A 23,986-nucleotide genomic window follows, 5' to 3' on the forward strand; every position below is an offset into this window, starting at 1 on the left:
GTGGACGAGGGCACCGACACCGGGACTCCCGGCCCGAGAAGAGCCGGGCACCCGGCCTCGAACCGGTGGCGCGAGCTGCTGAGGAACGGCCCTCCCTTCGGGCCGACGCGCCCCGGGTTCTGGCGCAGTCCGGTCCGCGGCCGCTGGACGACGTCGGTGCTGGGCGCGGTCCTGCTGGTGGGGCTGACGATCGTGACCGTCACCGGGCTGCTGTCCTACGCCGCCTACAACCCCGACCTGACCCCGGTCAACGACAAGACTCCGGACAAGGGGCTGCTCGGCTTCTTCCTCTTTCCCTGGCCGACCGACCCGCACTGGCTGTACCGGCTGACCCAGGGCCTGCACGTGACGCTGGGGATCGTGCTGGTCCCGGTTCTGCTGGCGAAGCTCTGGTCGGTCGCGCCCCTGTTCTTCACCTGGCCGCCGGTCCGCTCCGCGGCCCACGCCCTGGAACGGCTGTCCCTGGTCCTCCTCGTGGGCGGGGCGCTGTTCGTCTTCGCCACCGGGGTGCTGAACATCCAGCTCGAGTACGTCTTCCCCGGATCGTTCTACGTCCTGCACTTCTACGGATCCTGGGTGTTCCTCGCTGGGCTGGCCGTCCACCTCGGCACCAAGGTGCCGATCATGGTCCGGACGCTGCGCGGGGGGCCCGCCGATCCCCCGCCGCCCGGCCCCGGGCGGCCCGCCCGGGCCGAGCCGACCGACGGAGCCGGGCCGAGCGACGGGCCCGGGCTCACCTCGCCGGACCCGGCCCCCGCGACCATCTCGCGCGGCGGGGTCCTGGGCCTGGTGGGACTGGGGTCGCTGACGCTGTTCGCGGTGACGGTGGGACAGAGCATCGGCGGGCCGCTGCGGACGACCGCCCTGCTGGCTCCGCGCGGCAGGGCCTCCGGAGAGGGCCCCAACGACTTCCCGGTCAACACGACCGCGTCCCGGGCCGGGATCGGAGAGGACGAGACCGGGGAGGACTGGCGTCTGACCGTGCGCGGCGGCGGGCGTGAGGCGGTCCTGACCCGGCAGGAGCTGCTCGCGCTCCCCCAGCACCGGGCGGCCCTGCCGATCGCGTGCGTGGAGGGCTGGTCGACCAGGGACCAGGAGTGGTCCGGCGTCCGCCTGGCCGACCTGGCCGATCTGGTCGGCGCCGCGGCTCCCGCCTGGGTGCTCGTGGAGTCGATCCAGCGCAGGGGCGGCTTCACCAGTGCCGGGCTGAACACCGACCAGGTCGCCGATCCCCGTTCCCTGCTGGCCCTGCGCGTCAACGGGGCGGACCTCTCCCTCGACCACGGGTATCCGGCCCGCGTCATCGTCCCGGCCGCTCCGGGCGTGCACAACACGAAGTGGGTCGAGCGGCTCACCTTCGAGGAGGCGTGATGGGCGCTCTGCGGCGCTGGTACGGAGCGTCGGTGCTGCACCTCCTGCTCATGGTGGGCTCGTTCTCGCTGGCCGGATACGCGGGAGTCCGGCTCCTGGGCGGCGACGCCGTCGCCGTCGCGGTGTGGTTCGTCGGGGCCGCCGTCCTCCACGACCTGGTGCTCGTCCCCGGCTACACGCTCGTCGACCGTGGTTGGCAGGCGGTGGCCGGGCGCCTGGCGCGCACCGGACGCGGGGGGCAGGGCGGACGCACCGGGCACGCCGACCGGGCGCGGGTCCGGCTCATCAACCACGTGCGCGTGCCCGCCGTGCTCTCCGCCCTGCTGTTCGCGGTCTACTTCCCCCTGATCCTGGGCCCCTCGGACGACTACCTGTCCAAGAGCGGGCTTCCCGGGGACCCGTTCGCCGAGCGCTGGCTGTCGGTCTGTGCGCTGATGTTCGCCGCGTCGGCGGTGATCGGGGCCGTCCGTTACCGGCGCGGCACGACGGCCGCCCGCTCCGACTGATGCGGCTCCGCGCCCGCTACGGCCTCCAGGTCGTCGGGAGCGGAGCGCAGCGCCACGAACAGGCGCCCGCCGTCCTCCCACTCGTCGGAGTGGGCCCACTCCGCCCGCTCCGCCAAGCGCAGCAGCGCGGGGATCCCGAGCCTGGCCCACGGGAAGGGGGCGCCGAGACGGCCCCGCCCGTCGGAGATCCGCACGGTCATACGCTCGCAGACGTCCTCGGCGGCCGCCTCGACGATCAGCAGGCCCCCGGACCGGACCAGGTTCCGCATGCGGACGAGCAGCCTCCCCGGAGCCCCGCCGATACCGATGTTGCCGTCCACCAGCAGGGCCGTGTCCCAGCCGCCCTCCGCGGGCAGCGGATCGAACGCCGACCGGCACAGTGCCCTGCCCCCCGAGGCGTTGGCGCAGGCCACGGCCGTCGGGTTCAGGTCGACCCCCAGGGCCGGACGGCCACGCCCGGCCAGCGCGGCGACGAGGCGTCCGGGCCCGCATCCCACGTCCAGCGTGCTGCCCTCACAGCGGTCCAGGACGGCGGCGTCGACGGTGTCGATCGCTCCGCACCAGCGTTCGACGTCCAACGGCAGCAGCGACCCGTCGGACCGCCGTAGGTACAGCGGGCCGCTTCCCCGTGACAGGGCCTCGGTGTACGGGTCGCACCGCCACGCCGTGACGCCGTCCGCGGCGAGACCGGCCTCGGCCGCGTTCATCGCACCACCCCGCTCGCCCGGTCCCGGACCGCCCGCGCGAACCGGCTGCCGGGGGCCAGGCGCGCGACCCGGTCGACGTCGTCCGCAGTGTCCACGTCCACCAGGACCGGCAGGTCGGCCACGCGCAGGCCCGCGTCGGTCAGGCGCCGCCGCTGGATCCGGCCGGTCCGGTCCGTCGACATCGGCACGCCCAGCAGCAGGGCGGGGTCGGGGGCGGCGAGACCGAGCGCCCAGAACCCCCCGTCCTCGCTGGGACCGAACCACGCGTCGGCGCGGCGCCAGGCATCGGCGGCCAGGACGGGGGCCAGGGTCTCCGGCGTGACCTGAGGTGTGTCCATGCCCAGCAGGAGTGCGGGTCCCGAACACCCGGCGAACGCGGCGGCCAGGCGTTCGTCCAGCCCGCCGCCCGCCTGGGGAACGACGTCGAACCCGCCGTCCGGCAGCCACGGCCCCGGCCGCCCCTCCAGGACCAGCACCCTCCTGCGGGCGGGCAGCGACAGCACCGTGCGCAGTGTGTCCGCGAGCGCGGCGGCGGCCAGGCGCGCGGCTTCCTCGGGCGCGTACTCGGGCGTCAACCGGGTCTTGACCCGGCCGGGTACGGGTTCCTTGGCGATCACCAGGAACGTCGTGGCGCCGCCGGGACCGGCGCCCTGCTCGGGGGCGTTCACCGCTCTCCTCCCGCGGAGCGCGCCCGCGTGGGCGGGGCGGGCTCGCGCAGGACCGCCGACATGTCGCGGACCGCGGTCCACGTCCCCCGCCACGTGCCGGTCACCTTGGAGGCGCCCGTCCTCGGGAAGTAGGGGACGTCCACCTCGTCGATCCGCCATCCCGCGTCCGCGGCGCGTACGACCATCTCCAGGGGGTAGCCGGAGCGCCGGTCGGTCAGGCCGAGGCCGAGCAGGTCCGTCCGCCGCGCCGCGCGCATGGGTCCGATGTCGCGGATCCGCACGCCGGTGCGTCTGCGCAGCATGCCCGCGACCGCCGCGTTGCCCAGCCGGGCGTGGGCGGGCCATGCGGCGCCGCGGGTGGGGCGGCGGCGGCCGACGACCAGGTCCGCCCGGCCCTCGCGCACGGCGTCCACCATGTGCGGGAGCAGTGCCGGGTCCAGGGACGCGTCGCAGTCGCAGAAGCAGACGATCTCGGCGGTCGCGGCGAGGAGGCCCGCGTGGCAGGCCGAGCCGAACCCGCGCCGCGGCTCGGCGACGACCAGGGCGCCCAGCCCCTCGGCGATGCGCGCGGAATCGTCCGTGGACCCGTTGTCGACCACGATCGGGCGCCATCCGGCGGGCACGCGCCCGATGACCCAGGGCAGAGCCGCTGCCTCGTCCAGGCACGGCAGGACCACGTCCACCGGTGGCGGGCGTTCTCCTCGCGCTGAGCCCTCGGGCTCGCAGGAGGGTCGGTCACTCCCGGTAGCGGAATCTTGGCTCTCACGTCGCTCATCGATCACGGTGATCACGCTACGAAGCGATACGGCTCCCGTGCGGGAGGGACACCCCGCGACACGCGGACACCCTGTGTCACCGCGTCGATGCCTCGGCCCCGGAGCGGGCACGCGGCTCCGCCCGCGCGAACTCCCGCACCCCCTCGGTGAAGCCGACACGCGCACGCCAGCCGAAATCCCTGTTCAGAAGCGCGGAGGAGGCGGTGATGTGCCGGACATCGCCCAGCCGGTACTCGCCGGTGACGACGGGATCGGGCCCCCCGTGCGCCTCCGCCAGGGCCCACGCCATGTCACCGACCGTGTGCGGCGTCCCGCTGCCGACGTTGAACGCGCTCAGGACGCCCTCCGGGCGTTCGGGAAGGGCACCGATCACCGCGGCGTTGGCGTCGGCCACGTCGCGGACGTGCACGAAGTCCCGCCGCTGCCGGCCGTCCTCGAACACACGCGGGGCCACGCCGCGGGCCAGGGCCGAGCGGAAGAACGACGCCACCCCCGCGTAGGGGGTGTCGCGCGGCATGCCGGGACCGTAGACGTTGTGGTAGCGCAACGACACCGCACGACCGCCGACGGCGCGCGCCCAGGCCGCGCAGAGGTGTTCCTGCGCCAGCTTGGTGGCGGCGTAGACGTTGCGCGGGTCGGCCGGGGCGTCCTCGCCGACCAGCCCGGGATCGAGCCGGGCCCCGCAGCGGGGGCACGGGGGATCGAAGCGGCCGGCGTCCAGGTCGGCCTCCCCGCGCGGCCCGGGACGGACGGGTCCGTGCTCGGGGCAGGTGTAGGCGCCCTCGCCGTAGACCACCATGGATCCGGCCAGCACGATGTCGCGCACGCCCTGGCGGGCCATCGCGGCCAGCAGCACGGCGGTTCCCAGGTCGTTGCAGCCGACGTAGTCGGGCGCGTCGTCGAAATCCGACCCGAGCCCCACCATCGCCGCCTGGTGGCAGACGGCGTCCACACCCCGCAGGGCACGTTCCACGGCGTCGCCGTCGCGGATGTCGCACACCAGGTCGACGCCCGCCTCCTCCGGCGAGCGGCCCGCGTGCGCCTGCGGCAGCAGGGCGTCGAGCGTCACCACCGAGTGCCCGGCACGGCGGAGGGCCTCCGCCGCCTGCGAACCGATGAACCCCGCCCCACCCGTGACAAGTACGCGCATGCGGCCCACGTTAGGCCGCCACGGCCGCCTCGCCCCCGGGCCACACCGTCGGCCCCGGGATCGGGTCGGACCGCCACGGGACCGGCTCGACGTGGGAAAGCCCTCAGCGAACACATCGCGGGGCCCTCCACGCCCCGTTACCGCACCACCGCTCAGCAGGTGGTGGAGTTCATCGACAGGCCCGGTGCCGCCCGCGGCACCGAACCGAGCCCGAAGGACGCCGAGTCCCTCCTACGCGGATCGGGGACCCGGGGCGCGCGAAGCACGACCCGGGCCTGCGAGGACCGCTACCGGGTACGCCTCCAGGCGTGTCGGGGGCTCATGGCCGTGACGCCCGAAGGCACCCGTGGAGCTGGTGGAGTACCAGAAGGGGAGCCATCTCCGTGGGAGGCGCCCCTCCCCTGGTCAGGCGATCAAGGAGTGGAAGTGCGCGAGCATGCGGTCGGGATCGGGTTCCAGGCCCGTGAACAGGCTGAACGCCTGGCCCGCCTGGAACACCGCCATCTCCCCTCCCCGCACGGTCGGGCATCCGCGTTCCTCGGCCAGGGCGAGCAACTCGGTGCGCAGCGGCCGGTACACGATGTCGGCCACCCACATCGGCGGGCGCAGCAGGTCCGCGGGCACGGGGGTGCCCGGGTGGTGCGCCATGCCTGTGGGTGTCGCGTTGACCAGGCCGTCCGCCTTCGACAGCAGCGCTTCGAGCGCGTGGGTGCCCTCGGGGCGGCACTCCGTACCCGGGACGAGTCCGCCGAGGCGCTCGGCCAGGCTCCGGGCCCGGGCCGCGTCGGTGTCGACCACGGTCACCTCCCGCGCGCCCGACCCGAGCAGCGCGTAGGCCACCGCCGCGCCCGCCCCGCCGGCGCCCAGGACCACGACCCGTTCCCGGGCCGCGTCGGGCAACCCGCGTGCGAGGCACTGGGCGAACGCCGACCAGTCGGTGTTGTGTCCGATGGCCTGCCCGGACTCGAACACCACGGTGTTCACCGCCCCCAGCGCGGCCGCGTCGGGGGTGAGGCCGTCCAGCGCGGGCAGGACGAGCTGCTTGCAGGGGTGGGTGATGTTGAGGCCGTTGAAGCCCAGGTACCGGGCGGACCCCACCAGGTCTCCCACCGCCTCCGGTTCCAGACCCGCCGCGGCCAGGTCGATGGTGCGATAGATCAGACGGCGCCCGAGCTCGGCCGCCTCACGTTCGTGCATCGGCGGTGTCAACGAGGGACCGATGCCGGTCCCGATGAGTCCCACCAGGTAGGAGCCGGTGGCTGCGTCCGCCGACCCGGCACGCGTCGCCGCGCTCAACGGCTCGCCTCCACTCGCTGCGCCGCCATGCGGAAGGGGCTGTTGGCGGAGCCGTAGCCCGCGTACCCGCCCGTGCGCTGGACGACCTCCAGGAAGAGCCGGCCGTCGAGCATCGGCGTGTAGAAGTGCCAGAACTCGCCGTCCCCCGCCCGGTCGTACAGGACGCCGTACTCGCGCATGCGCTCCACGACCAGCGGTTCCAGGTCCGTCCGGCAGGCGAGGTCGGCGTAGTAGTTGTCCGGGATGCGCAGCGGCTCGGCCCCGTGGGCCCGCATGGCGCGGGCGACCGCGAACACGTCCCCGCAGCCGAAGGCGACGTGCTGGGGCCCGCCGCGGACGTCCTCGAAGGGGCCGCGCCCGAGCAGTGAGGCGTTGAGGGCGATGCGCGGCCCCGCGCCGTCCCGGCTCATCGCCCGGCTGCGCACCATGCCGTCGGGCGCGGCCAGTTCGACGCCGTCGTCGGGTTCCAGACCCAGGACGGAGCGGTAGAAGAGCGAGGCCTCGTCGAAGTGGTCGAAGGGCTGGAACAGCCCTACGTGGTCGATGCCGCCCAGGGCGACCCGCGCCCCGTCCCCGTCTCCCGGCACCGGAACGGTGAAGTCGGACAGCCAGTCCTGTCCGTCGTCCGGGTCCTGAGGGCAGAAGAAGACGGAGGTTCCGTCGGGGGCGGCGACGGCGCGCAGGTCGGCCTCGGCCGGGTCGCGCCGCCGGGGCAGGGGCGGCGCCAGCAGCCGCTCCGCCCGCAGCATGGCGGCGTCGGCGTCCTGCACGTCCACCCCGAGGGCGGTGACCGCCGCGTCGCCGCTCCAGGTGTGGCCGAGCTGTGGGTCGGTGGCGCTCAGCAGCACGCGGGCGTCGCCGTTGCACCACAACTGGACCGGCTTGGAGCGGTGGTCCCGGGTGTGCTGGAACCCCAGCGACGCCAGGGCGCCGCGGACTCCCCGGGCCGCGTGGTCGGGCGCCGCGATCTCCACGAACGCGTAGCCCCGGGCCCGGGTCGGGTCGGGCAGCCGGGTGAGCGCGACCGGGGCCGCGCTCCCCCCGGTCGGCTCCTCACGGTCCCGGGCCCGAGCCGTCTCGTCCTCCAGCACCGCCAGCGACCGCAGCGCGTCAGCGGCCGTGCGCTCGGGATCGGAGGCACGGAACACGTCGTTGAAGACCTCCAGGGACAGCGGCCCCTCGTACCCGGCGGCCAGCACGTGTCCCGTGAACCCCGTCAGGTCGAACGCGCCCTGCCCGGGGAAGCAGCGGTGGTGGCGGCTCCAGTGCAGGACGTCCATCGGCATCAGCGGCGCGTCGGCGAGCTGGAGGAAGAAGATCTTCTCGCCGGGGATGTCCCTGATCCCTGACGGGTCGTGGCCCCGGGAGAGGATGTGGAAGCTGTCCAGGCACACACCGAGACCGGGGTGGTCGGCCTCCCGGACCAGGCGCCAGGCGTGCCGGTAGTCATCGACCCATCGCCCCCACGCCAGCGCCTCGTAGGCGACGCGGACGCCGTAGGGGGCGGCGGTCTCGGCCAGCCTCCGCAACTGCGCCGCGGCGCGGGCGTCGTCGCCGACCGAGTCCGCCGCGACACTGGAGCACACCAGCATCACGTCCGCCCCCAGCTCCACCATGAGGGCGAACTTGGCCTCGGCCCGCCGGAGGTTGCGCTCCAGTCGGGCCCCGTCCACTCCCTCGAAGTCGCGGAAGGGCTGGTAGAGGTCGATGGTCAGACCCAGGGACTCGGCCAGGGCCCGGACCTCGCGGGGCGGGAGCGCCGACCCGATGAGGTCGTTTTCGAAGATCTCCACACCGTCGAAGCCCGCTCGGGCCGCGGCCCTGAGCTTCTCCTCCAAGGTGCCGCTGAGGCAGACGGTGGCGATGGAACGCCGCATGCGTGACGCCTTCCTGTTCGTTCGCCGTGCCTACTCGGTCTCCTGGAAGGACTCGTACAGCTCGCGCTGCTCGCCCTCCAGGTTCTGCGCGAAGTGGTCCTGGACCCGGCTCCGGAACGCTTCGACGTCCACGTCGTCGACGATCTCCACCGACCCGTCGGCGCGCCACTCCTGCAGGATCTCCTCCTCGGCCTCCTCGATGCAGGCGCGGTTGTCCTCACGCACCGAGCTGACGGCGCTCTGGAGCACCTCCTGCTGCTCGTCCGACAACGCGTCCCAGGTCTGGCCGGAGACCACGATCATCTGCGAGCCGATCTGGTGGCCGGTGAGGCTGATGTGCGACTGGACCTCGTCGAAGTTGTCGCCGGCGATGGTCGGGATGGGGTTCTCCTGGCCGTCCACGGTCCCCTGCTGCAGGGCGAGGTAGACCTCCTCGAAGGCGACCGTGGTCGGCTCGGCGCCCATGGCCTCGGCGTTGGCGAGGTAGATGGGCGAGTCCGGGAAGCGCATCCGCAGGCCCTCCAGGTCCGCCGGGGTACGGATGGGCTGGTTGGCGGTGAAGTGGCGGTCGCCGAAGTACCAGGCGTCGAGGATCTTGGCCCCGGTGGCCTCCTCGAACCCGTCGCGGAGCGGCTGCGACGCCTCGGAGTCGAAGTAGCCGAAGAGGTGGTCGGCGTCCCGGAAGGCGTAGGCGGCGTCCATGACGCCGATCGGCTCGTAGGAGGCCCCGAGCGCCGCCGAGCCCTGCACGTCCATGTCGATGTCGCCCGACATCACCGAGGCGAAGGTCTCGGTGTTGGAGCCGAGCGTGCTGTTGGGGAAGGTGTCGACGGAGAACCCGGCGTCGGCCTCGGCCACCCGCTCGGCGACCAGGTCGATGCCGCACCGGGTGTGCGGGTGGTCCTCGGTGTAGCTGTTGGCGAAGGTGAGGACGAGCTCCTCGTCACCGGATCCGCCGCCGCTGCCGCAGGCGGTGGCGGCGAGCACCACGGCGGGGAACAGGGCCATCAGGCGAGTCGTCTTGCGCATGGGGGATTTCCTCCTTGGGAAGTGGGTGTCACAGGTCCAGGAGTCCGGGAAGGAACAGGACCAGGTCGGGGACGAAGATGAGGATCAGCAGGACCGCCACCAGCGGCACCAGGAACGGAGCCGTGCCGCGGAACACCTCGTGCATGGGTGTGCGGGTCGCGGAGCCCAGGACGAAGAGCACACCTCCGATCGGGGGCGTGAGCAGGCCGATCATGAGGCAGAGGATCGTGATCACGCCGAAGTGGACGGGGTCGGTGCCCAGCCGGACGGCGACGGGCAGCAGGACGGGAACGGTGATGACCAGTGCCGCGATGGGCTCCAGCACGGTGCCGATGACGATCAGGACCGCGGCGACCAGGAGCAGCAGGATCGTGGGGTCGTCGGTGAGGCCCAGCAGGAAGGCGGCGACCTGCTGGGGCACCTGCTCGCGGGCCAGGACCCAGCCCAGGAGCCCGGATGCGGCCAGGATGATCGCGATGGAGGCGGCCGTGGTGACGGTCTCCACGCCGATGTTCCACAGGGCGCGCCGGCCCAGCTTCCGGTAGATCAGGCCCAGGAACAGGACGTAGGCGACACCGACGGAGGCCGCCTCGGTCGGTGTGAACAGGCCGCTGAGGATGCCGCCGAGCAGGAGGACCGGGGCCAGCAGCGGGCCCAGGGCGCGCCGCGTGGCGGTTCCCAGTTCGCCCCGCTCGGCGCGTTTGCCGGCGAGTTCGGGCCTGCGCCGGGCCCACAGGAACACGGCCAGGGTCAGCCCGCCGGCCATCAGCACGGCCGGGACCACGGCGGCGGCGAACAGCGCGGCCGTGGAGACCGCCGCGACCGAGGCGTACACGATCGCCGGGATGCTCGGCGGCATGATCGGGCTGATCAGACTGGTGGAGGCGGTCAGGCCCAGCGTGAAGCGCCGCGGGTAGCCGGCCCTGGTCATCGCCGGGACCATCATCTTTCCCATGCCCGCGACGTCGGCCAGGGCCGTGCCGCTGATCCAGGAGAAGCCGACGCTGACACCGATGTTGACGTAGCCGAGGCCGCCGCGGGCCCGGCCCAGCAGGACCTGGGCGAACGCGAAGAGCCGGTCGGCGATGCCGGTGTGGTTGGCGACCACGCCGAGGAGGATGAACAGCGGGACCGCCAGCAGCGGGAAGCTGTTGACCTCCTGGGCCGCCGTGCGCAGGCTCAGCCCGGTGGACTGGCCCCCGACGGCCATGTAGGTCAGGCACGGGCCCAGGATCGCGAACGCGATGGGCACCCGCAGGAGCAGCAGGACGAGGATGCCGAGGATGACCAGGAGAGCGCTCATCGGGCCTCCTCCCCCGTGTCGGCCGGACGGTGCTCGCGCTGCGGCGGCCCCGGCACCAGTGCGGCGTTGGTGAGGGCGCGCGCGCTCATGAGCGCGGCTCCGAGCAGCGGGATCACGTAGGTGGCGGAGACCGGGATGCGCAGGGCCGAGGTCAGCTGCGGCGACCCGCCGAAGACGAGCTCGACGGCCTCCAGGGTGAGCAGTACGCCCACCGCGGCGACCACGAGGTTGGCCAGGATCCACACCGCCCGCAGCGCGCGGTCGCCGAGGAGCAGGTCGACCACCTTGAGGGTGATGTGCTCGTCGCGTCCGACCAGGTAGCCGGCCAGGGAGAACGTGAGCCAGACCAGTCCGAGGCGGGCCAGCTCACCGGTCCAGACCCAGCCCTGCACCGGCAGGTGGCGCTGGGTGGCCTGCAGGAGGATGAGGACGAGGATCAGCGCGAGCAGCGCGACCCCGACGGCCAGTTCGGCGGCCTCCAGCCACCGCAGCGCCGCGGGACGCGGCGATGGTGGCTTGTTGCCGGGGGGCGGGGATCTGTCAGGCATCCGGGCGGGCTCCACTCAGCGAACGGGGGCGGTATCGGCGCAGGTCAAGGGTGCGTGATCCGCACCACTCGGGATGTGTTGTGAACCCTAGGTTTCCGATTCGTGCCACGACAAGCGATTGCCAAAAGTTGTCACAACGCATAGAAGAGACATCATGGACTCCCCGAAGCGCACGACGATCTACGACGTGGCCCAGGAGGCGGGCGTCGCCGCCTCCACGGTCTCGCGCGCCCTGCGCAACCCCCGCCGTGTCAACGCCGCCACCCGCGAGCACGTCCTGCGGGTCGCCGAGCGGATGGGCTACCGGCCCAGCCCGCTGGCGACGGCGTTGCAGTCCGGGCGGACCGCGACCGTGGCGATGCTCGTACCCGACATCACCAACCCGCACTTCTTCGGGACGATCAAGGGCGCCGAACGCCGCGCCTCCGCGGCCGGCATCACCTTCATCCTCAGCTACACCGAGGAGTCGGCCGATACCGAGCGCACCCAGATCGAGCACCTGGCCCGCTCGGTGGACGGCTTCGTGCTGGCGTCGAGCCGGATGTCGGACGAGAGCCTGTGGGAACTGGCCGAGGAGCACAACCTGGCCCTGGTCAACCGGGAGGTGAGGGGGCTGCCCAGCACCGTGGTGGACAGCCGTGTGGGCAGCCGCCAGATCGTGGAGCACCTGGCCTCGCTGGGCCACCGGTCACTCGTCTACCTGTCGGGGCCGCACCAGTCGTGGCCGGCCGGCGAGCGCTGGAGGGGGCTGGTCGACGGAGCGCGCGACCTCGACATGAAGGTCACCCGCCTGGGGCCCTTTCCGCCGCGCGTGGTCGGCGGCGGCGCGGCGGCCGACGCGGCCCTGGTGACGGGTGCCACGGCCGTGGTCGCCCACAACGACCTGCTGGCCATCGGGGTCCTGCGCCGTCTGGCCGAGCGTGGCGTGGCGGTACCCGACCAGGTCAGCGTGGTCGGCTACGACGACATCTTCGGCGCCGACTTCTGTGTTCCGGCGCTCACGACCCTGGCCGGGCCCCAGGACGAGGCGGGCCGCTCGGCCGTGGAGCTGCTGCTGGAGAACCGGTCCCGCTCCACGACCCGCACACCCGACCGCCGGGTCATGCTGCCCTCGCACCTGGTGATCCGGGAGTCCACGGGCCCGGCCGCACGCTGACGCGCGGGCCCGCGGCGGCCGACCGCTCCCCCGGCTCCCCGGCTCCCGCCGGCGCCGCCCCCGCCTCAGGCGACGGGCTCGTCCTCCTCCTCGGGAAGGTCCGTGCGCAGGGCCCGCAACAGCTCGGTGATGGTGCCGCCCATGTCGACCTCGGGATCGATCAGCCAGAGCGTCTGGAGGCCGTCGCCGAGCGCGTGGAGGGCGGTCGCCAGGACCTCCGCGTCGATCCTGGACGTGAGCGTTCCCGCCTCCTGCATCCGCCGGACCGCCCTCGTCAGGAGGGCGTGGCCCTCCACGCGGCGCTCGGCGAAGAACTCGTGCGCCTCGTGCGAGGGGTCGGCGGCCTCGACCACCAGCGCCGAGTAGAGCTCGACCAGTCCGGGGACGCCGGCGTTGTAGTCCAGCAGGGCGGCGTAGCGGTCGAGGGGATGCAGCGGCGACGCCTCGGCCGCGGCGGCGACGTCCGCCCGGGAACGGGCCGCGTCGAGCTGGTCGCGCTTCCGCAGCACCTCGACGAAGAGCCGTTCCTTGGTGCCGAAGTGGTGCAGGACCCCGGCGGGGCCCTGGGAGACTCCACCAAGTCCGCTGGCACTAATTCTTCGATTGGGACCCACACTCCATCCCCGGTTCGTTAGCGTGTTCGACTATGAAGGTGGTCGTGCGGGTCAAGCTGCTGCCCTCGCCGGAACAGGCGGAGGCACTCCAGGCGACCCTGCACGCCTGCAACCGGGCCGCGAACGCCGCCTCCGGGGTGGCGTTCACCACCGGCGCCACACACAAGTTCGCCCTCCAACAGCACGTTTACGCGGCCCTGAAAGTCAAGTTCGGGTTGTCGGCGCAGCCGGCGGTGCGGGTGATCGGCAAGGTCGCGGACGCCTACACCACCCGCACCGCCCACCTGGACAAGGGATTACTCGGGCACAAGGGATCGAAGCGCCGGGCACGGTCCGAGGCCACGCCGATCAGGTTCCGCCCAGATTCGGCGCAGCCGTTCGATGACCGGTGTCTGTCCTGGCAGCTGGACGCCCGGACGGTCTCGATCTGGACAACCCGCGGTCGGATGAAGAACCTGGCCTTCACCGGCTCACCCGACCAACTCAAGGCCCTGGCCGAACACCACCAGGGCGAAAGCGACCTGATCGTCCAGGACGGCATGTGGTTCGTGTCCGCCACCTGCGAGGTGCCTGAGAAGCCGCTCAACACCGAACCAACCGGGTTCACGGGGGTGGATCTGGGGATCGTGGAGATCGCCACCACCTCCACCGGCCAACGCCACGCGGGCCGGATACTGAACCGATACCGTCGGCGGCAGAACCGCCTGCGGGCCAAACTCCAGAAGAAGAACACCAAGAGCACCAAACGCGTGCTCAAACGCCTGCGCCGTCGTGAGTCGAGACGGGCGCGGGATGTGAATCACATGATTTCGAAGAGCATCGTGGAGCGGGCCGAACGCACCGGCCACGGCATCGCCCTGGAGGACTTGAAGGGCATCCGTGGCCGGGCACGGCAGGCCAAACGAAACCGCTACACGTTGCATTCGTGGAGTTTCGCCCAACTGCGGGACTTCCTCACCTACAAAGCACGCAGGGCAGGAGTACCGGTCGTGGTCGTGGACCCGGCCTACTCCTCCCAGTCCTGTTCGGAGTGCGACCACACCAGCAGACGCAACCGGCCCTCCCAGGCCGTGTTTGCCTGCACCGGGTGCGGCGTGGTCATGCACGCCGATACCAATGCTTCCCGCAACCTCGCCCGCAGAGGCGAGATCGTGTGGAACGCGGGGCGCTCAGTCAGCCGCCCCTGCCCCTCACTCTGAGCGGGCTGGACGCGGGAGGCCTCCCACCAACCAGGTGGGCCCCTACCCGCAAGCCCGTGGTTCCACCCACGGGTAGTTGACCCACCACCTCGAAGGCATCTACGCCGGGTACCGCTACTTCGAGACCTTCGTGCCCGAGGCGGAGTACGACGACGTCGTGCAGTACCCGTTCGGGCACGGCCTGTCCTACACGGAGTTCGCGTGGTCCGACGCCGAGTTCGAGTCCGACGAGCAGACCGTGACCGCGCGGGTCGACGTCACCAACACCGGCGACTCGCCCGGCCGGGAGGTCGTGCAGGTGTACTACGACGCCCCCTACGACCCCGACGGGATCGAGAAGCCGGCGACCGTTCTCGGCGGCTACGCCAAGTCCGACCCGCTCGAGCCGGGCGAGTCGCAGACCGTGACCGTCTCCTTCGACACCGCGTCGATGGCCTCCTACGACGACCGCGACGCCCAGGCGTGGGTCCTGGACGAGGGCGGGTACGAGATCCGGCTGGCCCGCAACGTGCACGACACCGTGGACAGCGCCACCCACGACCAGCCCGAACGGGTCGTCATCGACACCGACCCCGCCACCGGAGCCGAGATGACCAACCGGTTCGACGACGCCCGGGGCGACCTGACCTACCTCTCGCGGGCCAACCCCGAGGAGACCTTCCCGTCGGCCCCCGACGGGGACGACCTGCGCACGCCCGACGGGCTGCTCGAGGCCGACTACGAACTCCGGATCGACCCGGACGCCTCCGCGCCCGTCACCGGTGCCGACAACGGCCTGGAACTGGCGGACCTGAAGGGGGCGCCGATGGACGACCCCCGCTGGCAGGACTTCCTCGACCAGCTCACCGAGGACGAACTCATCGCGCTGTCCGGCAACGGCGGCTACTGGTCGGTGGGGATCGAGCGCCTGGGGGTTCCGGAGACGGGTCGCGGTCCTGCTCGGGCCGGGCCTCAACATCGTGCGCAACCCGCTCGGTGGACGGTCCTTCGAGTACTTCTCCGAGGACCCGAGGCTGTCGGGCGACCTCGCCGCCGCGATGGTGCGCGGGATCCAGTCCACGGGCGTGGCGGCCTGTCCCAAGCACTTCGCGGTCAACGGCCAGGAGCACCTGCGCATGTCGATCGACGAGGTGGTCGACGAGCGCTCGCTGCGCGAGATCTACCTCGAGGGGTTCCGCCGCGTCGTCGGTCAGGCCCGACCGCGCACGCTCATGACCTCGTACAACAAGGTCAACGGCACCTACGCGAACGAGAACACGCACCTGCTGGTCGACATCCTGCGGGACGAGTGGGGCTTCGACGGCGTCGTCGTCACCGACTGGGGCGGCAACCACGACCGGATCGCCGGCCTCCTGGCCGGGAACCAGCTCGAAATGCCCTCCTCGGGCGGGGTCACCGACCGGCAGATCGTCGACGCCGTGCGCTCGGGCCGGCTGGACGAGGCCGTGCTCGACCGCGCGGTCGACGATCTCGTCGCGCTCGCGCTGGACACCTCGTCCGCGCTGGAGGGGGCGCAGGCCGTCGACCCGGACGCCCAGCACCGCGCCGCCGTCGACACCGCGCGGCGGTGCCTCGTGCTCCTGCGCAACGCCCCCGGAGCCGACGGGGAACCGGTCCTGCCGCTGCCCGCCGGCGCCCGGGTGGCGGTGATCGGGGACTTCGCGGAGACACCCCGCTACCAGGGCGCGGGATCGTCGCTGGTCAATCCCACCCGGGTGGACGACGCGCTCGGCGCGCTGCGGTCCAGCGCGCTCGACGTCGTCGGGTTCGCCCGCGGTTTCCACCGGTTCGGCGGACCGAGCCGCAGGCTCGCCGACCAGGCCCTGGCGCTCGCCGAGGACGCCGACACCGTCCTCCTCTTCCTCGGGCTGGACGAATCGAGCGAAGCCGAGGGAGTGGACCGCGAGCACCTGCGGCTGCCCGCCAACCAGCTCGCGCTGGTCGAGCGCCTGACCCGGGTCCACGACCGCGTCGTCGTCGTGCTGGCCGGCGGGGCTCCGGTCGAGCTCCCGTTCGCCGAGGACGTCGCGGCGATCCTGTACACCTCTCTGGCGGGACAGGGCGGCGGGACGGCCGTCGCCGACGCGCTCACCGGCCGCGACAATCCGGGGGGGCAGGCTCGCCGTGACGTTCCCGATGCACTACGCGGACGTCCCCTCCGCACGCTCGGTCTCCCCGGCGGGCACGTTCCCCGGCCGCGAGCGCACCGCCGAGCACCGCGACGGCATCTTCGTCGGCTACCGGTACTACACAACGCGGGACGTACCGGTGCGCTACTGCTTCGGGCACGGACTGAGCTACACGGCGTTCGAGTACTCCGACCTCGACGTCCGCCTGCGAGCCGGTGGCGGAGAAGTCGCGTTCACCGTCCGCAACACCGGGTCCCGGACCGGGCGTGAGGTCGCGCAGGTCTACGTCGCCCCGGAGGCGGCCGCGGTGCCGCACGCCGCGACCGGGCTCGCGGGCTTCGCCTGCGTCGAGATCGAACCGGGGCACGAGCGGCGGGTGGAGATCGCGCTCGACGACCGGGCTCTGGAGTACTTCGACGTCGACGCTGACGCGTGGTGCCGCTACGGCGGGCCGTACTCGGTCAGGGTCGGGGCTTCGGTGGCGGACGTCCGGCTGGCGGCGACGGCCGCCGTGGAGGGCGAGGGCGGACGAGCATCGCTCACCGGCGCCGAGGCGGCCACGGCGCCGCGGACGAACGGCGCCTACGCGGTCGGCGACGCCGAGTTCGCGCAGCTCCTCGGCCGCCCGCTTCCGGCCGCGTCGTGGGACCCGAAGGCACCGCTCGGGCTCGACGACACCGTCGCCCAGCTGCGCCACGCCAACGTGTTCGGGCGCGGCGTGCTGGGGCTGCTCCACACGGTGCGCCGTGTCCTGCGGGCCACCGGTCGGCCGCACGCCGCGAACAACGTCATGTTCCTGGTGAACATGACGTTCGCCAAGATCGAGGGGTACTCGGGCGGAAAGGTGTCGCGCCGGGCGATCGAGCGCTTCCTGCGGTGGGTCGGGCGGCGCTGAGCCGGGAGCCGCGCACGTGCGGCGGGGTGTGGCGCGGGAGCGGCGGCTTCGGCGCCACACCCCCGCCTACTCGGCAGGGGCGTCGGTGACCGGTTGCCGCAGGATGGTGCGGAGCTTCTCGGGGGCGGCCCGGCGGACATCGCCGAGGTAGATCTCGTGGTGCCGGCCGGCCATGCGCAGCCCCTGCTCCGGAAGGTACTCGTGGTGCATCCGGGCGAGCACGTCCGCCTCGTCGTCGAACGGGCCCACGTGCAGCGTCTGCACGCAGCGGCCCTCGGACAGCGTCTCCAGGCGGACGTCGCCCAGCCGGGCGGGCCTGTCGCCTGCCGCGGCCCGCTCGACGGCGGAGGCGAACATGTCCCGGTCGGTCCAGTCCGGGACCATGATCATCAGCGTCCAGTCCCACCGCGACTTGTCGCGCGCCGCGGTGAAGGCGTCCATGTCCTCGGCCCACCACAGCCCCTCCAGGGGCATGACGACGTAGTCGCGCCCGAGGTCCTGCTTGCTGGCGAACTTCAGCTTGTAGGCCACCGGGTAGAGCGCCTCGACCGCCTCGGTGAAGGCCGGTGAGGTGTTCGGGTCCCCGTGGCCGTCGACCATGAGGTAGCGCAGCTCCGGCACCTCCACGATCCGGAACCGGCCAGCGGCGGCCCGGTAGGAGTCGAGCGTCTTCTTGAAGTCGGTCTTGTCCGTCATCGGGGCACCTGGACTCGGGCGGCGAGCCACGACCTCTCCGCCTCAAGGAGGCTCAACGAGTACGAGAACACCTCACGCGCCGCCCGCGCGGAGGGCTCCTGCGCCCGCTCGGCCGCGCACACCGCGGCGACGCGCTCCTCCACCTGGGCCAACCTGGCGCGCAGCGCTTCCGCGTACTCACGCTCGGAGAGCAGCGGCAGGTTGGCGATGCCCACCAGCAGCGGGTGCGGCACCGGCCTCAGTTCCCGGATGAGGGCGAGCGCGCCCTCCGCCGCGGCCCGCCGCCCGGCGGCGGTGGCGTGGAAGACGCGGCGGGACCGCGCCGCGTCCGGGGCGTCCGGGGCGTGGACCAGGCCCCGCTTCGCCAGCTTGGCGAGCAGGTAGTAGATCGAGGAGAAGCCGATGTCGGTCCACTGGCGGATACCGCGGCGGTCGATGACCTGTTCGAGGTCGTAGCCGTGCTGGGGCCGTTCGATGACCAGGCCCAACACGGTCAGTTCGGCGGGTGTCAGCTCCACGTGAGTATTCTATCACTAGAATAGGCGGCCACGACGGCCGAACCGGCCGATCCGTCGTCCCCACGGGGACCGACACGGATCCGGCGCGGTCGGCGCGTTGCTCCTGGGATCGGGCCGCCTCCTCCCCTAGCGTGAGCGTCGGCACGGTAGGGGGACGATGGAGGGATTCGCGGCAGCGCTCGCCCTGGTCCTGGCCACGGGCGCTCTCCTGCTGTGTGTCCACGGCCTGGCCGCCGCGGTCGGCCTCGGGCGCGCCCCGGTGTCCGGCGACCCCTTCCTCTCGGGCACGGCCGTGTCCGAGCACGCGCTGTCGCGCTACCACGTGCGGTGGTACGCGGTGGCGATGCTCTTCCTCGCCTTCGACATGGAGATGGTCTTCATGTATCCGTGGGTGCTCGTCGTGGTCAGCACCGGCACCCCGGCCGTCGTGGAGATGTTCGCCTTCCTGGGCGTCCTGATGGCGGCGGTCGTCTACGCCTGGCGGGAGGGGGCGTTCCGGTGGACCTGACCCGGTGGCTGCTGTCCCGGGCCGTGCCGTGCGCCTTCGTCGTCACCGCGGTCGGCGGAACGGGCGCGCGCCTGGCCGTGGAGCGGGAGCTGCGCGAACGCGGCTGGCGGCGGGCCGCGGCTCCGGGGGAGGCCGACCTCCTCGTGGTCTGCGGGCCCGACGACCCCGGTCTCACGGACGCCGTCGACCGCGTGTGGGAGCAGGTGCCCGGCCCCCGCGCCCGCGTGCGCGTGGCCGGTGCCGACGACGCCGCCCGGCTGCTCGACTCCGCCCGGGGCCGCCTGCTGGACGTCGACCGGCAGCGCCGCCAGGCCGCCGAACGCGACGCCGCGGCGCGCGAGCGGGCGGCTCGGAGCGACGGCGACGACGGGGGCCACAGCGATCACGGCGACGACCACGGCGGGGGTGGTCACCACGGCCACGGCGAGATGTCCCTGCCCGGCGGGATTCCCATGGCCGACCGTGGACCGGACCGTGACGGCCTCACGCTCGACCGGCTCCACGTCGGCCTCGGACCGGCACTGGGCGACTGGCCCGCCGGGCTGTGCCTGCGGCTGACCCTCCAGGGGGACGTGGTGCAGGAGGCGGAGACCGCGATCGTCGGTGGGGCCTTTGTGACCGCCGCCTTCTGGGACGCCCCGGCCCCGGCCGCCGCGCTGGACTCCGCGCAGCGCTTCCTGGACGTCGCGGGATGGCCGGCCGCCGCCGCGGCCGGCCGCCGGTGGCGCGACGCGCTGCTCGCGGGACCGGAGCCGGACGGGTCCACGCGGCGCGGGGTGCTCCGCTGGCTGCGCCGGGTGCGCCGCTCCAGGATGCTGCGCTGGTCCACGAACGGGCTCGGGCGGATCACGGGGCCGGTTCCGGAGCCGTTGCGCGGCGACGCCACCGACCGGTGGCGGCGCTGGCTGGACGACGTGGAGGCGGCGGTCGGCGCGCACTGGGCACCGGGCGGCGCCGGCCGGGACGGGAACGCGGACCGCTCCCGGGCGGAGGCCGCGGGCGCGGCACTGGACCTGCTGCCCTCGCTCGTCACCGGGCAGGAGCTGGCGGCGGTCCGGCTCGTCGTCGCCTCCCTGGACCCCGACACCGAGGCGCTGCGCGCGCACGTTCCCAGGCGGTCCCGTGGTTGAGAGCGACGCGTCACCGCTGAGCCTGCTCACCCTCCTCGTGCTGCTGGGAGTCCTCGCCTACGGCGCGGCCGCGGGGGCGGCGGTCCTCCACGCGCGTTCCGCGGGGACCGCGCCCGCCTCCGCCGTCGCCGCCCCGGCCCGGGAGTCGGCCCGACTGCTCGTGCAGCGGCGGCGGACGGTTCCGGGCGCGGACACACCGCTGTGGCGTCTGGGCGGGGTGCTCCTGCCGGTGGCCGCGGTGCTGGCCGCGATGGTGGTCCCTCTGGGGCCGGTGGCCGTCAGCGACCTGTCGGTCGGCGTCGTGTGGTTCAACGCCATGGAGGTGCTGGCCTGGTGCGCCGTGTGGCTGCTCGGCTGGGGTGCCAACTCCGTCTGGGGGCTGGTCGGGGGCTACCGGTTCCTGGTCCAGGGGCTGTCGTACGAGCTTCCGCACATGTTCGCCCTCACCACCGCCGCCCTGGGCGCCGGATCGCTGCGCGTGGGTGACGTCGTCGCGGCCCAGGAGGAGGTGTGGTTCGCCGTGCTGATGCCGGCGGCCTTCGCGATCTACCTGGTCTCGGCGCTGGCCATGGCGTTCTGGGGCCCCTTCGACGCGCCCGTGGGGCGGGACCTGGCCGGTGGGGCGGCCGCGGAGCCGTCCGGTGTGGACCGCCTGGTGCTGCTCGCCGGACGGTACATGCTCCTGGCCGTCGTGGCGGCGATGGCGGTGCCGCTGTTCCTGGGCGGCGGCGCGGGACCGCTCCTGCCCGGCTGGTCGTGGTCGCTGGTCAAGACCGCGGTGGTGCTGGGCGCGCTGGTCTGGATCGGGCACCGCGTGCCCACGGTGCGGATGGACCGCTTCACCGAGGTGGGCTGGATGGTACTCCTCCCGCTGAGCCTGCTCCAGGCCCTGGTGGTCTCCGTACTCGTACTGGTCCGTTAGGGGGATCGATGGCCGAGACGGTCGTGTTCGTGGTCTGCGCCGTGGGCGCGGTGGCGTCGGGGACCGCGGTGTTCGTGGTCGACTCCATGGCCCGGGCGACCTTCGCTCTGCTCGCGTCCTTCCTGTTCGCCGCGGTGCCGCTCCTGCTGTTGGGGCTGTCCTATCTCGGCGTTCTGGTGATCCTCATGATGGTGATGGAGATGATGGTGATGGTCGTCTTCATGGTCATGTACATGATGAATCCGGCCGGGCTCATGCCGATGAGCATGGTGCACAACAAGGCGGGGTCCCTCGCGGTGGCGGCCGTGGCGTTCGCCGTCCTCGCCTCCGGGGTGTTCCTCGTCCCCTGGCCCGCCCGTCAGGGCTCGCCTCCGGCCGACCCCACCCTGCTGCTCGCCGAGGCGATCATGGGCCCGCACATGCTGGTCATGATGCTGGTGGGGATGGTGCTCTTCGCGACGATGGTCGCCTCCGTGGTGCTCTCGGCCCCGCGCGGGCGCTACGACCGCTACGGCGACGACCTGCGCCGCCACCGCCCCGACGACCCGATCGGCGGAGGGCTGGGCCGATGACCCTGGAAGCGTTCCTGCTCCTGGCCGCCGCGCTGTTCTCCGTGGGGCTGTTCGGCGCGCTGAGCCAGCAGTCCGTCGTCATGATCATGATGGGGCTGGAGCTGATGATCAACGGGGTCATCGTCGCCGCGGCCGCCCTGTGGTACTTCGTCTCCCCCGAGCGTCCCGACGGCCAGGTGCTCGTCCTGGTCGCCATCACCGCGATGGCCGTGGAGATGGCGGTCGGGTTCGCCGTCACCACGGCGATCTTCCGCAGCCGCGACATCGACGTGGTCGACTCGGCCGACGACCTCGGGGACCGGGAACGGGCCCGGGGGCGGGGCCGGGAGTGTGACCGGGAGTGGGGGCCGGACCGGTGACCGCGGCGCTGTGGGCGCTCGTGGCCCTGCCCGCCCTGACCGGTGCGGTGCTGCTGGTGGCCGGCCGGCGCGCCGACGCGGTCGCCGCGCCGTGTGCCGTGGTCTCGGCTGCGGTGGGGCTCGGGCTGGGCGTGGTCGTGGCCGTGACGCGTCCGGCCGCCAGCACTGCCGCGCTGGCCGGGATCCCCGCCGGATCGGCGGTGGACGGCCTGTCGGCCGTCATGGTCCTCACGGTCACCGCGGTGTTCCTGGCCGTGGTGCTGTTCGCGTCCGGTGAGCTCGGCGCGGACCAGGCGCGGGCCCGCTTCTTCGGGTTCATGTCGCTCTTCGCCGCGGCCATGCTCGTCACGGTGACGGCGACCGGCCTGCTGGTGCTGCTCGCCGCATGGGAGGTCATGGGCGCCGTCTCCTACGCCCTCATCGGGTACTGGTGGCGCGAGCCCGGCCGGACCCGATCGGCGGGGCTGGCGTTCCTCACCACGCGTGCGGGCGACCTGGGCCTGTACCTGGCGGCCGGGGCCGCGCTCGCCGGCGGCGCCGGGGCCCTGCAGCTCTCCGGGCTCGCGGGACTGGAGGGCCTGTGGCGGGACGCGGCGGTGGCCGGGGTGGTGGTGGCCGCGCTCGGCAAGTCCGCTCAGCTGCCGTTCAGTTTCTGGCTCTCGCACGCGATGGCCGGCCCCAGCCCGGTCTCGGCGCTGCTGCACTCGGCCACGATGGTCGCGGCGGGCGGCTACCTGCTGGTGCGGGTGGAGCCCGCGCTGGCGGCCACGGGATGGGCGGGACCGCTCGTGGCGTGGGCGGGGGTGGCGACCGCGATCCTGCTCGGGGCGGTGGCGCTGGCGCAGTCGGACCTGAAGCAGCTGCTCGCCGCCTCGACCTGCGCGCAGGTCGGCTTCATCGTGCTGGGGGCGGGCGCGGGCGGTGTGGCGGGCGCGAGCCTGCAGTTCACCGCGCACGCGGCGGCCAAGAGCCTGCTGTTCCTGTGCGCCGGGGCGTGGCTGGTGACGCTGGGAGCGCGCGACCTCGCGGGGCTGCGGGGAGCGGCGCGCCGCCACCCCGTGGTGGGGGCCGCCTTCACGGCGGGGGCCCTGGCCGTCGCGGGGGTGCCCCCGACCGGGATCTGGGCGGCCAAGGACACGGTGCTGGCGGCGGCGCTGGAGGAGTCGCCCGCCCTGTACGCCATGGGCCTGGTGGGCGCGGCGCTCGCCGCCGCCTACGCGGCGAAGGCCCTGGTCGCGGTGTGGGCGCCGCCCCTCCCCCGGTCGCGGCCGGACGGCGGCGGGCAGGGGGAAGGGTACGCTCGGGCGCCCGTCGGCGGTCCGCGTCCGGTGGGGGCGCCGTTGTCCGTACGGATACCGCTGGTCACCCTGGCCGCCGCTTCCGTGGGTCTGGGTGTGCTCGCCCTGCCCGCGTCGGCGCACTGGTGGCGCACACTGCTGGACGTCACGGGCGAGCCGGGCCCCGCGGGTTGGGAGATGGCGGTGTCGGGGCTGGTGAGCGTCCCGGTGCTCGCCGGTGCCGGTCTGGTCTACGCCCGCGGCCCGGTGAGCGCCGAAGGCCCGGCCGGGGCGGGGACCGGGCGGAGGTCCGGAGCCGCGTCCGGGCCCCGGGCGGGGGGCGGGCCCCGCGTCCGCCCGGTCGGCCGGTGGGCGGCCGACTGGCTCGATCTGGAGCGCCTGGTCCTCGGCGGCGTCGTCCGGCCCGCCATGGCGCTCGCGCGGTCCCTGGCCGCGTTCGACGACCGCGTCGTCGCGGGCGGAGCGCGCGCCGGCGCGGAGCTGGGTCTGACGGCCGCGCGGGGCCTGGCCGCCTTCGACGACAGGGTCGTCGCGGGCGGTGTGCGCGCGGGCGCGCACCTGGGCCTGACGGCCGCCGACGCGGTCCGCGACCGCGTCGAGACCACCGCCGACCGTTCGGTGGGCGCCGTGGCCTCGGCGGCACGGACCGCCGCGGCCTGGGCGCTGCGCCCGCAGACCGGACTCCTCCACCAGTACTACGTCCAGGCCCTCGTCGCGATCCTCGTACTGGCCACCGTCTTCGTCCTGATGAGGTGAGGC

23 protein-coding genes and 2 pseudogenes are annotated in these 23,986 nt (G+C 73.4%); 13 read left to right on the top strand and 12 right to left on the bottom strand.

Annotation, left to right across the window (positions count from 1 at the left end; translation table 11 throughout):
• On the top strand, positions 1-1,371 hold the full coding sequence (locus tag M1P99_RS00005; protein WP_304450623.1) for a molybdopterin-dependent oxidoreductase: 1,371 nt from the start codon (positions 1-3) through the stop codon (positions 1,369-1,371).
• Complete coding sequence (locus M1P99_RS00010; RefSeq protein ID WP_304450624.1) at positions 1,371-1,877, top strand: hypothetical protein; 507 nt, start codon at positions 1,371-1,373, stop codon at positions 1,875-1,877. The genes M1P99_RS00005 and M1P99_RS00010 overlap by 1 nt, the downstream gene beginning before the upstream one ends.
• Here M1P99_RS00010 and M1P99_RS00015 read toward each other — a convergent pair.
• The 9 genes from M1P99_RS00015 to M1P99_RS00055 form a co-directional block, all read right to left on the bottom strand.
• Positions 1,841-2,584: a class I SAM-dependent methyltransferase gene (locus tag M1P99_RS00015; protein ID WP_304450625.1), complete on the bottom strand. Its 744-nt coding sequence runs from the start codon at positions 2,582-2,584 to the stop codon at positions 1,841-1,843. The two genes, M1P99_RS00010 and M1P99_RS00015, sit on opposite strands and share 37 nt — an antisense overlap.
• Complete coding sequence (locus M1P99_RS00020) at positions 2,581-3,252, bottom strand: DUF2064 domain-containing protein (RefSeq protein WP_304450626.1); 672 nt, start codon at positions 3,250-3,252, stop codon at positions 2,581-2,583. The genes M1P99_RS00015 and M1P99_RS00020 overlap by 4 nt, the downstream gene beginning before the upstream one ends.
• Entirely contained in the window at positions 3,249-3,935 is a 687-nt protein-coding gene (locus M1P99_RS00025; protein WP_304450627.1) for a glycosyltransferase family 2 protein, read from the bottom strand. Before M1P99_RS00025 ends, M1P99_RS00020 begins: the two co-directional genes overlap by 4 nt.
• A gap of 169 nt (positions 3,936-4,104) precedes the next feature.
• Complete coding sequence (locus M1P99_RS00030) at positions 4,105-5,178, bottom strand: NAD(P)-dependent oxidoreductase (protein ID WP_304450628.1); 1,074 nt, start codon at positions 5,176-5,178, stop codon at positions 4,105-4,107.
• Between the two features lie 405 nt (positions 5,179-5,583).
• The gene (locus M1P99_RS00035) at positions 5,584-6,474 is read right to left on the bottom strand and encodes a shikimate dehydrogenase (protein ID WP_304450629.1); all 891 of its coding nucleotides are present in this window, start codon (positions 6,472-6,474) and stop codon (positions 5,584-5,586) included.
• Positions 6,471-8,351: a bifunctional sugar phosphate isomerase/epimerase/4-hydroxyphenylpyruvate dioxygenase family protein gene (locus tag M1P99_RS00040; protein ID WP_304450630.1), complete on the bottom strand. Its 1,881-nt coding sequence runs from the start codon at positions 8,349-8,351 to the stop codon at positions 6,471-6,473. Before M1P99_RS00040 ends, M1P99_RS00035 begins: the two co-directional genes overlap by 4 nt.
• Positions 8,352-8,381: 30 nt before the next feature.
• Positions 8,382-9,380 carry a sialic acid TRAP transporter substrate-binding protein SiaP gene (locus M1P99_RS00045; RefSeq protein ID WP_304450631.1) on the bottom strand — a complete coding sequence of 333 codons (999 nt, stop codon included), beginning with the start codon at positions 9,378-9,380 and terminating at the stop codon, positions 8,382-8,384.
• Positions 9,381-9,408: 28 nt separating this feature from the next.
• Positions 9,409-10,683 carry a TRAP transporter large permease gene (locus tag M1P99_RS00050; RefSeq protein WP_304450632.1) on the bottom strand — a complete coding sequence of 425 codons (1,275 nt, stop codon included), beginning with the start codon at positions 10,681-10,683 and terminating at the stop codon, positions 9,409-9,411.
• Positions 10,680-11,231 (bottom strand): TRAP transporter small permease, encoded by a 552-nt coding sequence (locus M1P99_RS00055; RefSeq protein WP_304450633.1) that lies wholly within the window; start codon positions 11,229-11,231, stop codon positions 10,680-10,682. The genes M1P99_RS00050 and M1P99_RS00055 overlap by 4 nt, the downstream gene beginning before the upstream one ends.
• 154 nt (positions 11,232-11,385) lie before the next feature.
• Here M1P99_RS00055 and M1P99_RS00060 point away from each other — a divergent pair, with 154 nt between their 5' ends.
• Positions 11,386-12,387: a LacI family DNA-binding transcriptional regulator gene (locus M1P99_RS00060; protein WP_304450634.1), complete on the top strand. Its 1,002-nt coding sequence runs from the start codon at positions 11,386-11,388 to the stop codon at positions 12,385-12,387.
• Between the two features lie 65 nt (positions 12,388-12,452).
• On the opposite strand, the gene M1P99_RS00065 is transcribed toward M1P99_RS00060, so the two are convergent.
• Positions 12,453-13,001, bottom strand: a complete 549-nt coding sequence (locus M1P99_RS00065; RefSeq protein WP_304450635.1) for a TetR/AcrR family transcriptional regulator — start codon at positions 12,999-13,001, stop codon at positions 12,453-12,455.
• Between the two features lie 32 nt (positions 13,002-13,033).
• On the opposite strand from M1P99_RS00065, the gene M1P99_RS00070 reads away from it, so the two are divergent.
• The 4 genes and pseudogenes from M1P99_RS00070 (at position 13,034) to M1P99_RS00080 (ending at position 17,224) form a co-directional block, all read left to right on the top strand.
• Complete coding sequence (locus tag M1P99_RS00070) at positions 13,034-14,200, top strand: transposase (protein ID WP_304450636.1); 1,167 nt, start codon at positions 13,034-13,036, stop codon at positions 14,198-14,200.
• 298 nt (positions 14,201-14,498) lie between these two features.
• Positions 14,499-14,693 (top strand): annotated as a pseudogene (locus M1P99_RS28590) (fibronectin type III-like domain-contianing protein); the annotation flags it as partial.
• A 442-nt stretch (positions 14,694-15,135) separates the two neighbouring features.
• Positions 15,136-16,323 (top strand): annotated as a pseudogene (locus M1P99_RS00075) (glycoside hydrolase family 3 C-terminal domain-containing protein); the annotation flags it as partial.
• 145 nt (positions 16,324-16,468) lie between these two features.
• Positions 16,469-17,224, top strand: a complete 756-nt coding sequence (locus M1P99_RS00080; RefSeq protein WP_304450637.1) for a fibronectin type III-like domain-contianing protein — start codon at positions 16,469-16,471, stop codon at positions 17,222-17,224.
• Positions 17,225-17,290: 66 nt separating this feature from the next.
• Here M1P99_RS00080 and M1P99_RS00085 read toward each other — a convergent pair whose 3' ends face one another.
• Both M1P99_RS00085 and M1P99_RS00090 read right to left on the bottom strand, forming a co-directional pair.
• A complete protein-coding gene (locus tag M1P99_RS00085; protein ID WP_304450638.1) occupies positions 17,291-17,920 on the bottom strand; it encodes a GyrI-like domain-containing protein in 630 nt (209 codons plus the stop codon).
• Positions 17,917-18,438, bottom strand: coding sequence for a PadR family transcriptional regulator (locus tag M1P99_RS00090; RefSeq protein WP_304450639.1), 522 nt, complete (start codon positions 18,436-18,438; stop codon positions 17,917-17,919). The genes M1P99_RS00085 and M1P99_RS00090 overlap by 4 nt, the downstream gene beginning before the upstream one ends.
• A 157-nt stretch (positions 18,439-18,595) precedes the next feature.
• Here M1P99_RS00090 and M1P99_RS00095 point away from each other — a divergent pair, with 157 nt between their 5' ends.
• Genes M1P99_RS00095 through M1P99_RS00120 form a run of 6 tightly spaced genes read left to right on the top strand, consistent with a single transcriptional unit; the run spans position 18,596 to position 23,983 of the window.
• Positions 18,596-18,946, top strand: coding sequence for an NADH-quinone oxidoreductase subunit A (locus M1P99_RS00095; RefSeq protein ID WP_304450640.1), 351 nt, complete (start codon positions 18,596-18,598; stop codon positions 18,944-18,946).
• On the top strand, positions 18,937-20,076 hold the full coding sequence (locus M1P99_RS00100) for a hypothetical protein (RefSeq protein WP_304450641.1): 1,140 nt from the start codon (positions 18,937-18,939) through the stop codon (positions 20,074-20,076). The genes M1P99_RS00095 and M1P99_RS00100 overlap by 10 nt, the downstream gene beginning before the upstream one ends.
• A complete protein-coding gene (locus M1P99_RS00105) occupies positions 20,069-20,998 on the top strand; it encodes an NADH-quinone oxidoreductase subunit H (protein WP_304450642.1) in 930 nt (309 codons plus the stop codon). The genes M1P99_RS00100 and M1P99_RS00105 overlap by 8 nt, the downstream gene beginning before the upstream one ends.
• Positions 20,999-21,006: 8 nt before the next feature.
• Positions 21,007-21,570 (top strand): NADH-quinone oxidoreductase subunit J, encoded by a 564-nt coding sequence (locus tag M1P99_RS00110; protein WP_304450643.1) that lies wholly within the window; start codon positions 21,007-21,009, stop codon positions 21,568-21,570.
• Positions 21,567-21,929, top strand: coding sequence for an NADH-quinone oxidoreductase subunit NuoK (nuoK, locus tag M1P99_RS00115; RefSeq protein WP_304450644.1), 363 nt, complete (start codon positions 21,567-21,569; stop codon positions 21,927-21,929). Before M1P99_RS00110 ends, nuoK begins: the two co-directional genes overlap by 4 nt.
• Positions 21,926-23,983 (top strand): NADH-quinone oxidoreductase subunit L, encoded by a 2,058-nt coding sequence (locus tag M1P99_RS00120; protein ID WP_304450645.1) that lies wholly within the window; start codon positions 21,926-21,928, stop codon positions 23,981-23,983. Before nuoK ends, M1P99_RS00120 begins: the two co-directional genes overlap by 4 nt.
• The last annotated feature ends 3 nt before the right edge of the window (positions 23,984-23,986 follow it).

It is taken from the genome of Nocardiopsis sp. YSL2, from assembly GCF_030555055.1.
Classification (GTDB): Bacteria; Actinomycetota; Actinomycetes; order Streptosporangiales; family Streptosporangiaceae; genus Nocardiopsis.

Excerpts from the sequence above, each read along its gene's own strand:
- M1P99_RS00010 (WP_304450624.1), top strand. The coding sequence starts at position 1,371 with ATGGGCGCTCTGCGGCGCTGGTACGGAGCGTCGGTGCTGCACCTCCTG.
- M1P99_RS00015 (WP_304450625.1), bottom strand. The coding sequence starts at position 2,584 with ATGAACGCGGCCGAGGCCGGTCTCGCCGCGGACGGCGTCACGGCGTGG.
- M1P99_RS00030 (WP_304450628.1), bottom strand. The coding sequence starts at position 5,178 with ATGCGCGTACTTGTCACGGGTGGGGCGGGGTTCATCGGTTCGCAGGCG.
- M1P99_RS00040 (WP_304450630.1), bottom strand. The coding sequence starts at position 8,351 with ATGCGGCGTTCCATCGCCACCGTCTGCCTCAGCGGCACCTTGGAGGAG.
- M1P99_RS00045 (WP_304450631.1), bottom strand. The coding sequence starts at position 9,380 with ATGCGCAAGACGACTCGCCTGATGGCCCTGTTCCCCGCCGTGGTGCTC.
- M1P99_RS00050 (WP_304450632.1), bottom strand. The coding sequence starts at position 10,683 with ATGAGCGCTCTCCTGGTCATCCTCGGCATCCTCGTCCTGCTGCTCCTG.
- M1P99_RS00055 (WP_304450633.1), bottom strand. The coding sequence starts at position 11,231 with ATGCCTGACAGATCCCCGCCCCCCGGCAACAAGCCACCATCGCCGCGT.
- M1P99_RS00060 (WP_304450634.1), top strand. The coding sequence starts at position 11,386 with ATGGACTCCCCGAAGCGCACGACGATCTACGACGTGGCCCAGGAGGCG.
- M1P99_RS00070 (WP_304450636.1), top strand. The coding sequence starts at position 13,034 with ATGAAGGTGGTCGTGCGGGTCAAGCTGCTGCCCTCGCCGGAACAGGCG.
- M1P99_RS00085 (WP_304450638.1), bottom strand. The coding sequence starts at position 17,920 with ATGACGGACAAGACCGACTTCAAGAAGACGCTCGACTCCTACCGGGCC.
- M1P99_RS00095 (WP_304450640.1), top strand. The coding sequence starts at position 18,596 with ATGGAGGGATTCGCGGCAGCGCTCGCCCTGGTCCTGGCCACGGGCGCT.
- M1P99_RS00110 (WP_304450643.1), top strand. The coding sequence starts at position 21,007 with ATGGCCGAGACGGTCGTGTTCGTGGTCTGCGCCGTGGGCGCGGTGGCG.
- nuoK (WP_304450644.1), top strand. The coding sequence starts at position 21,567 with ATGACCCTGGAAGCGTTCCTGCTCCTGGCCGCCGCGCTGTTCTCCGTG.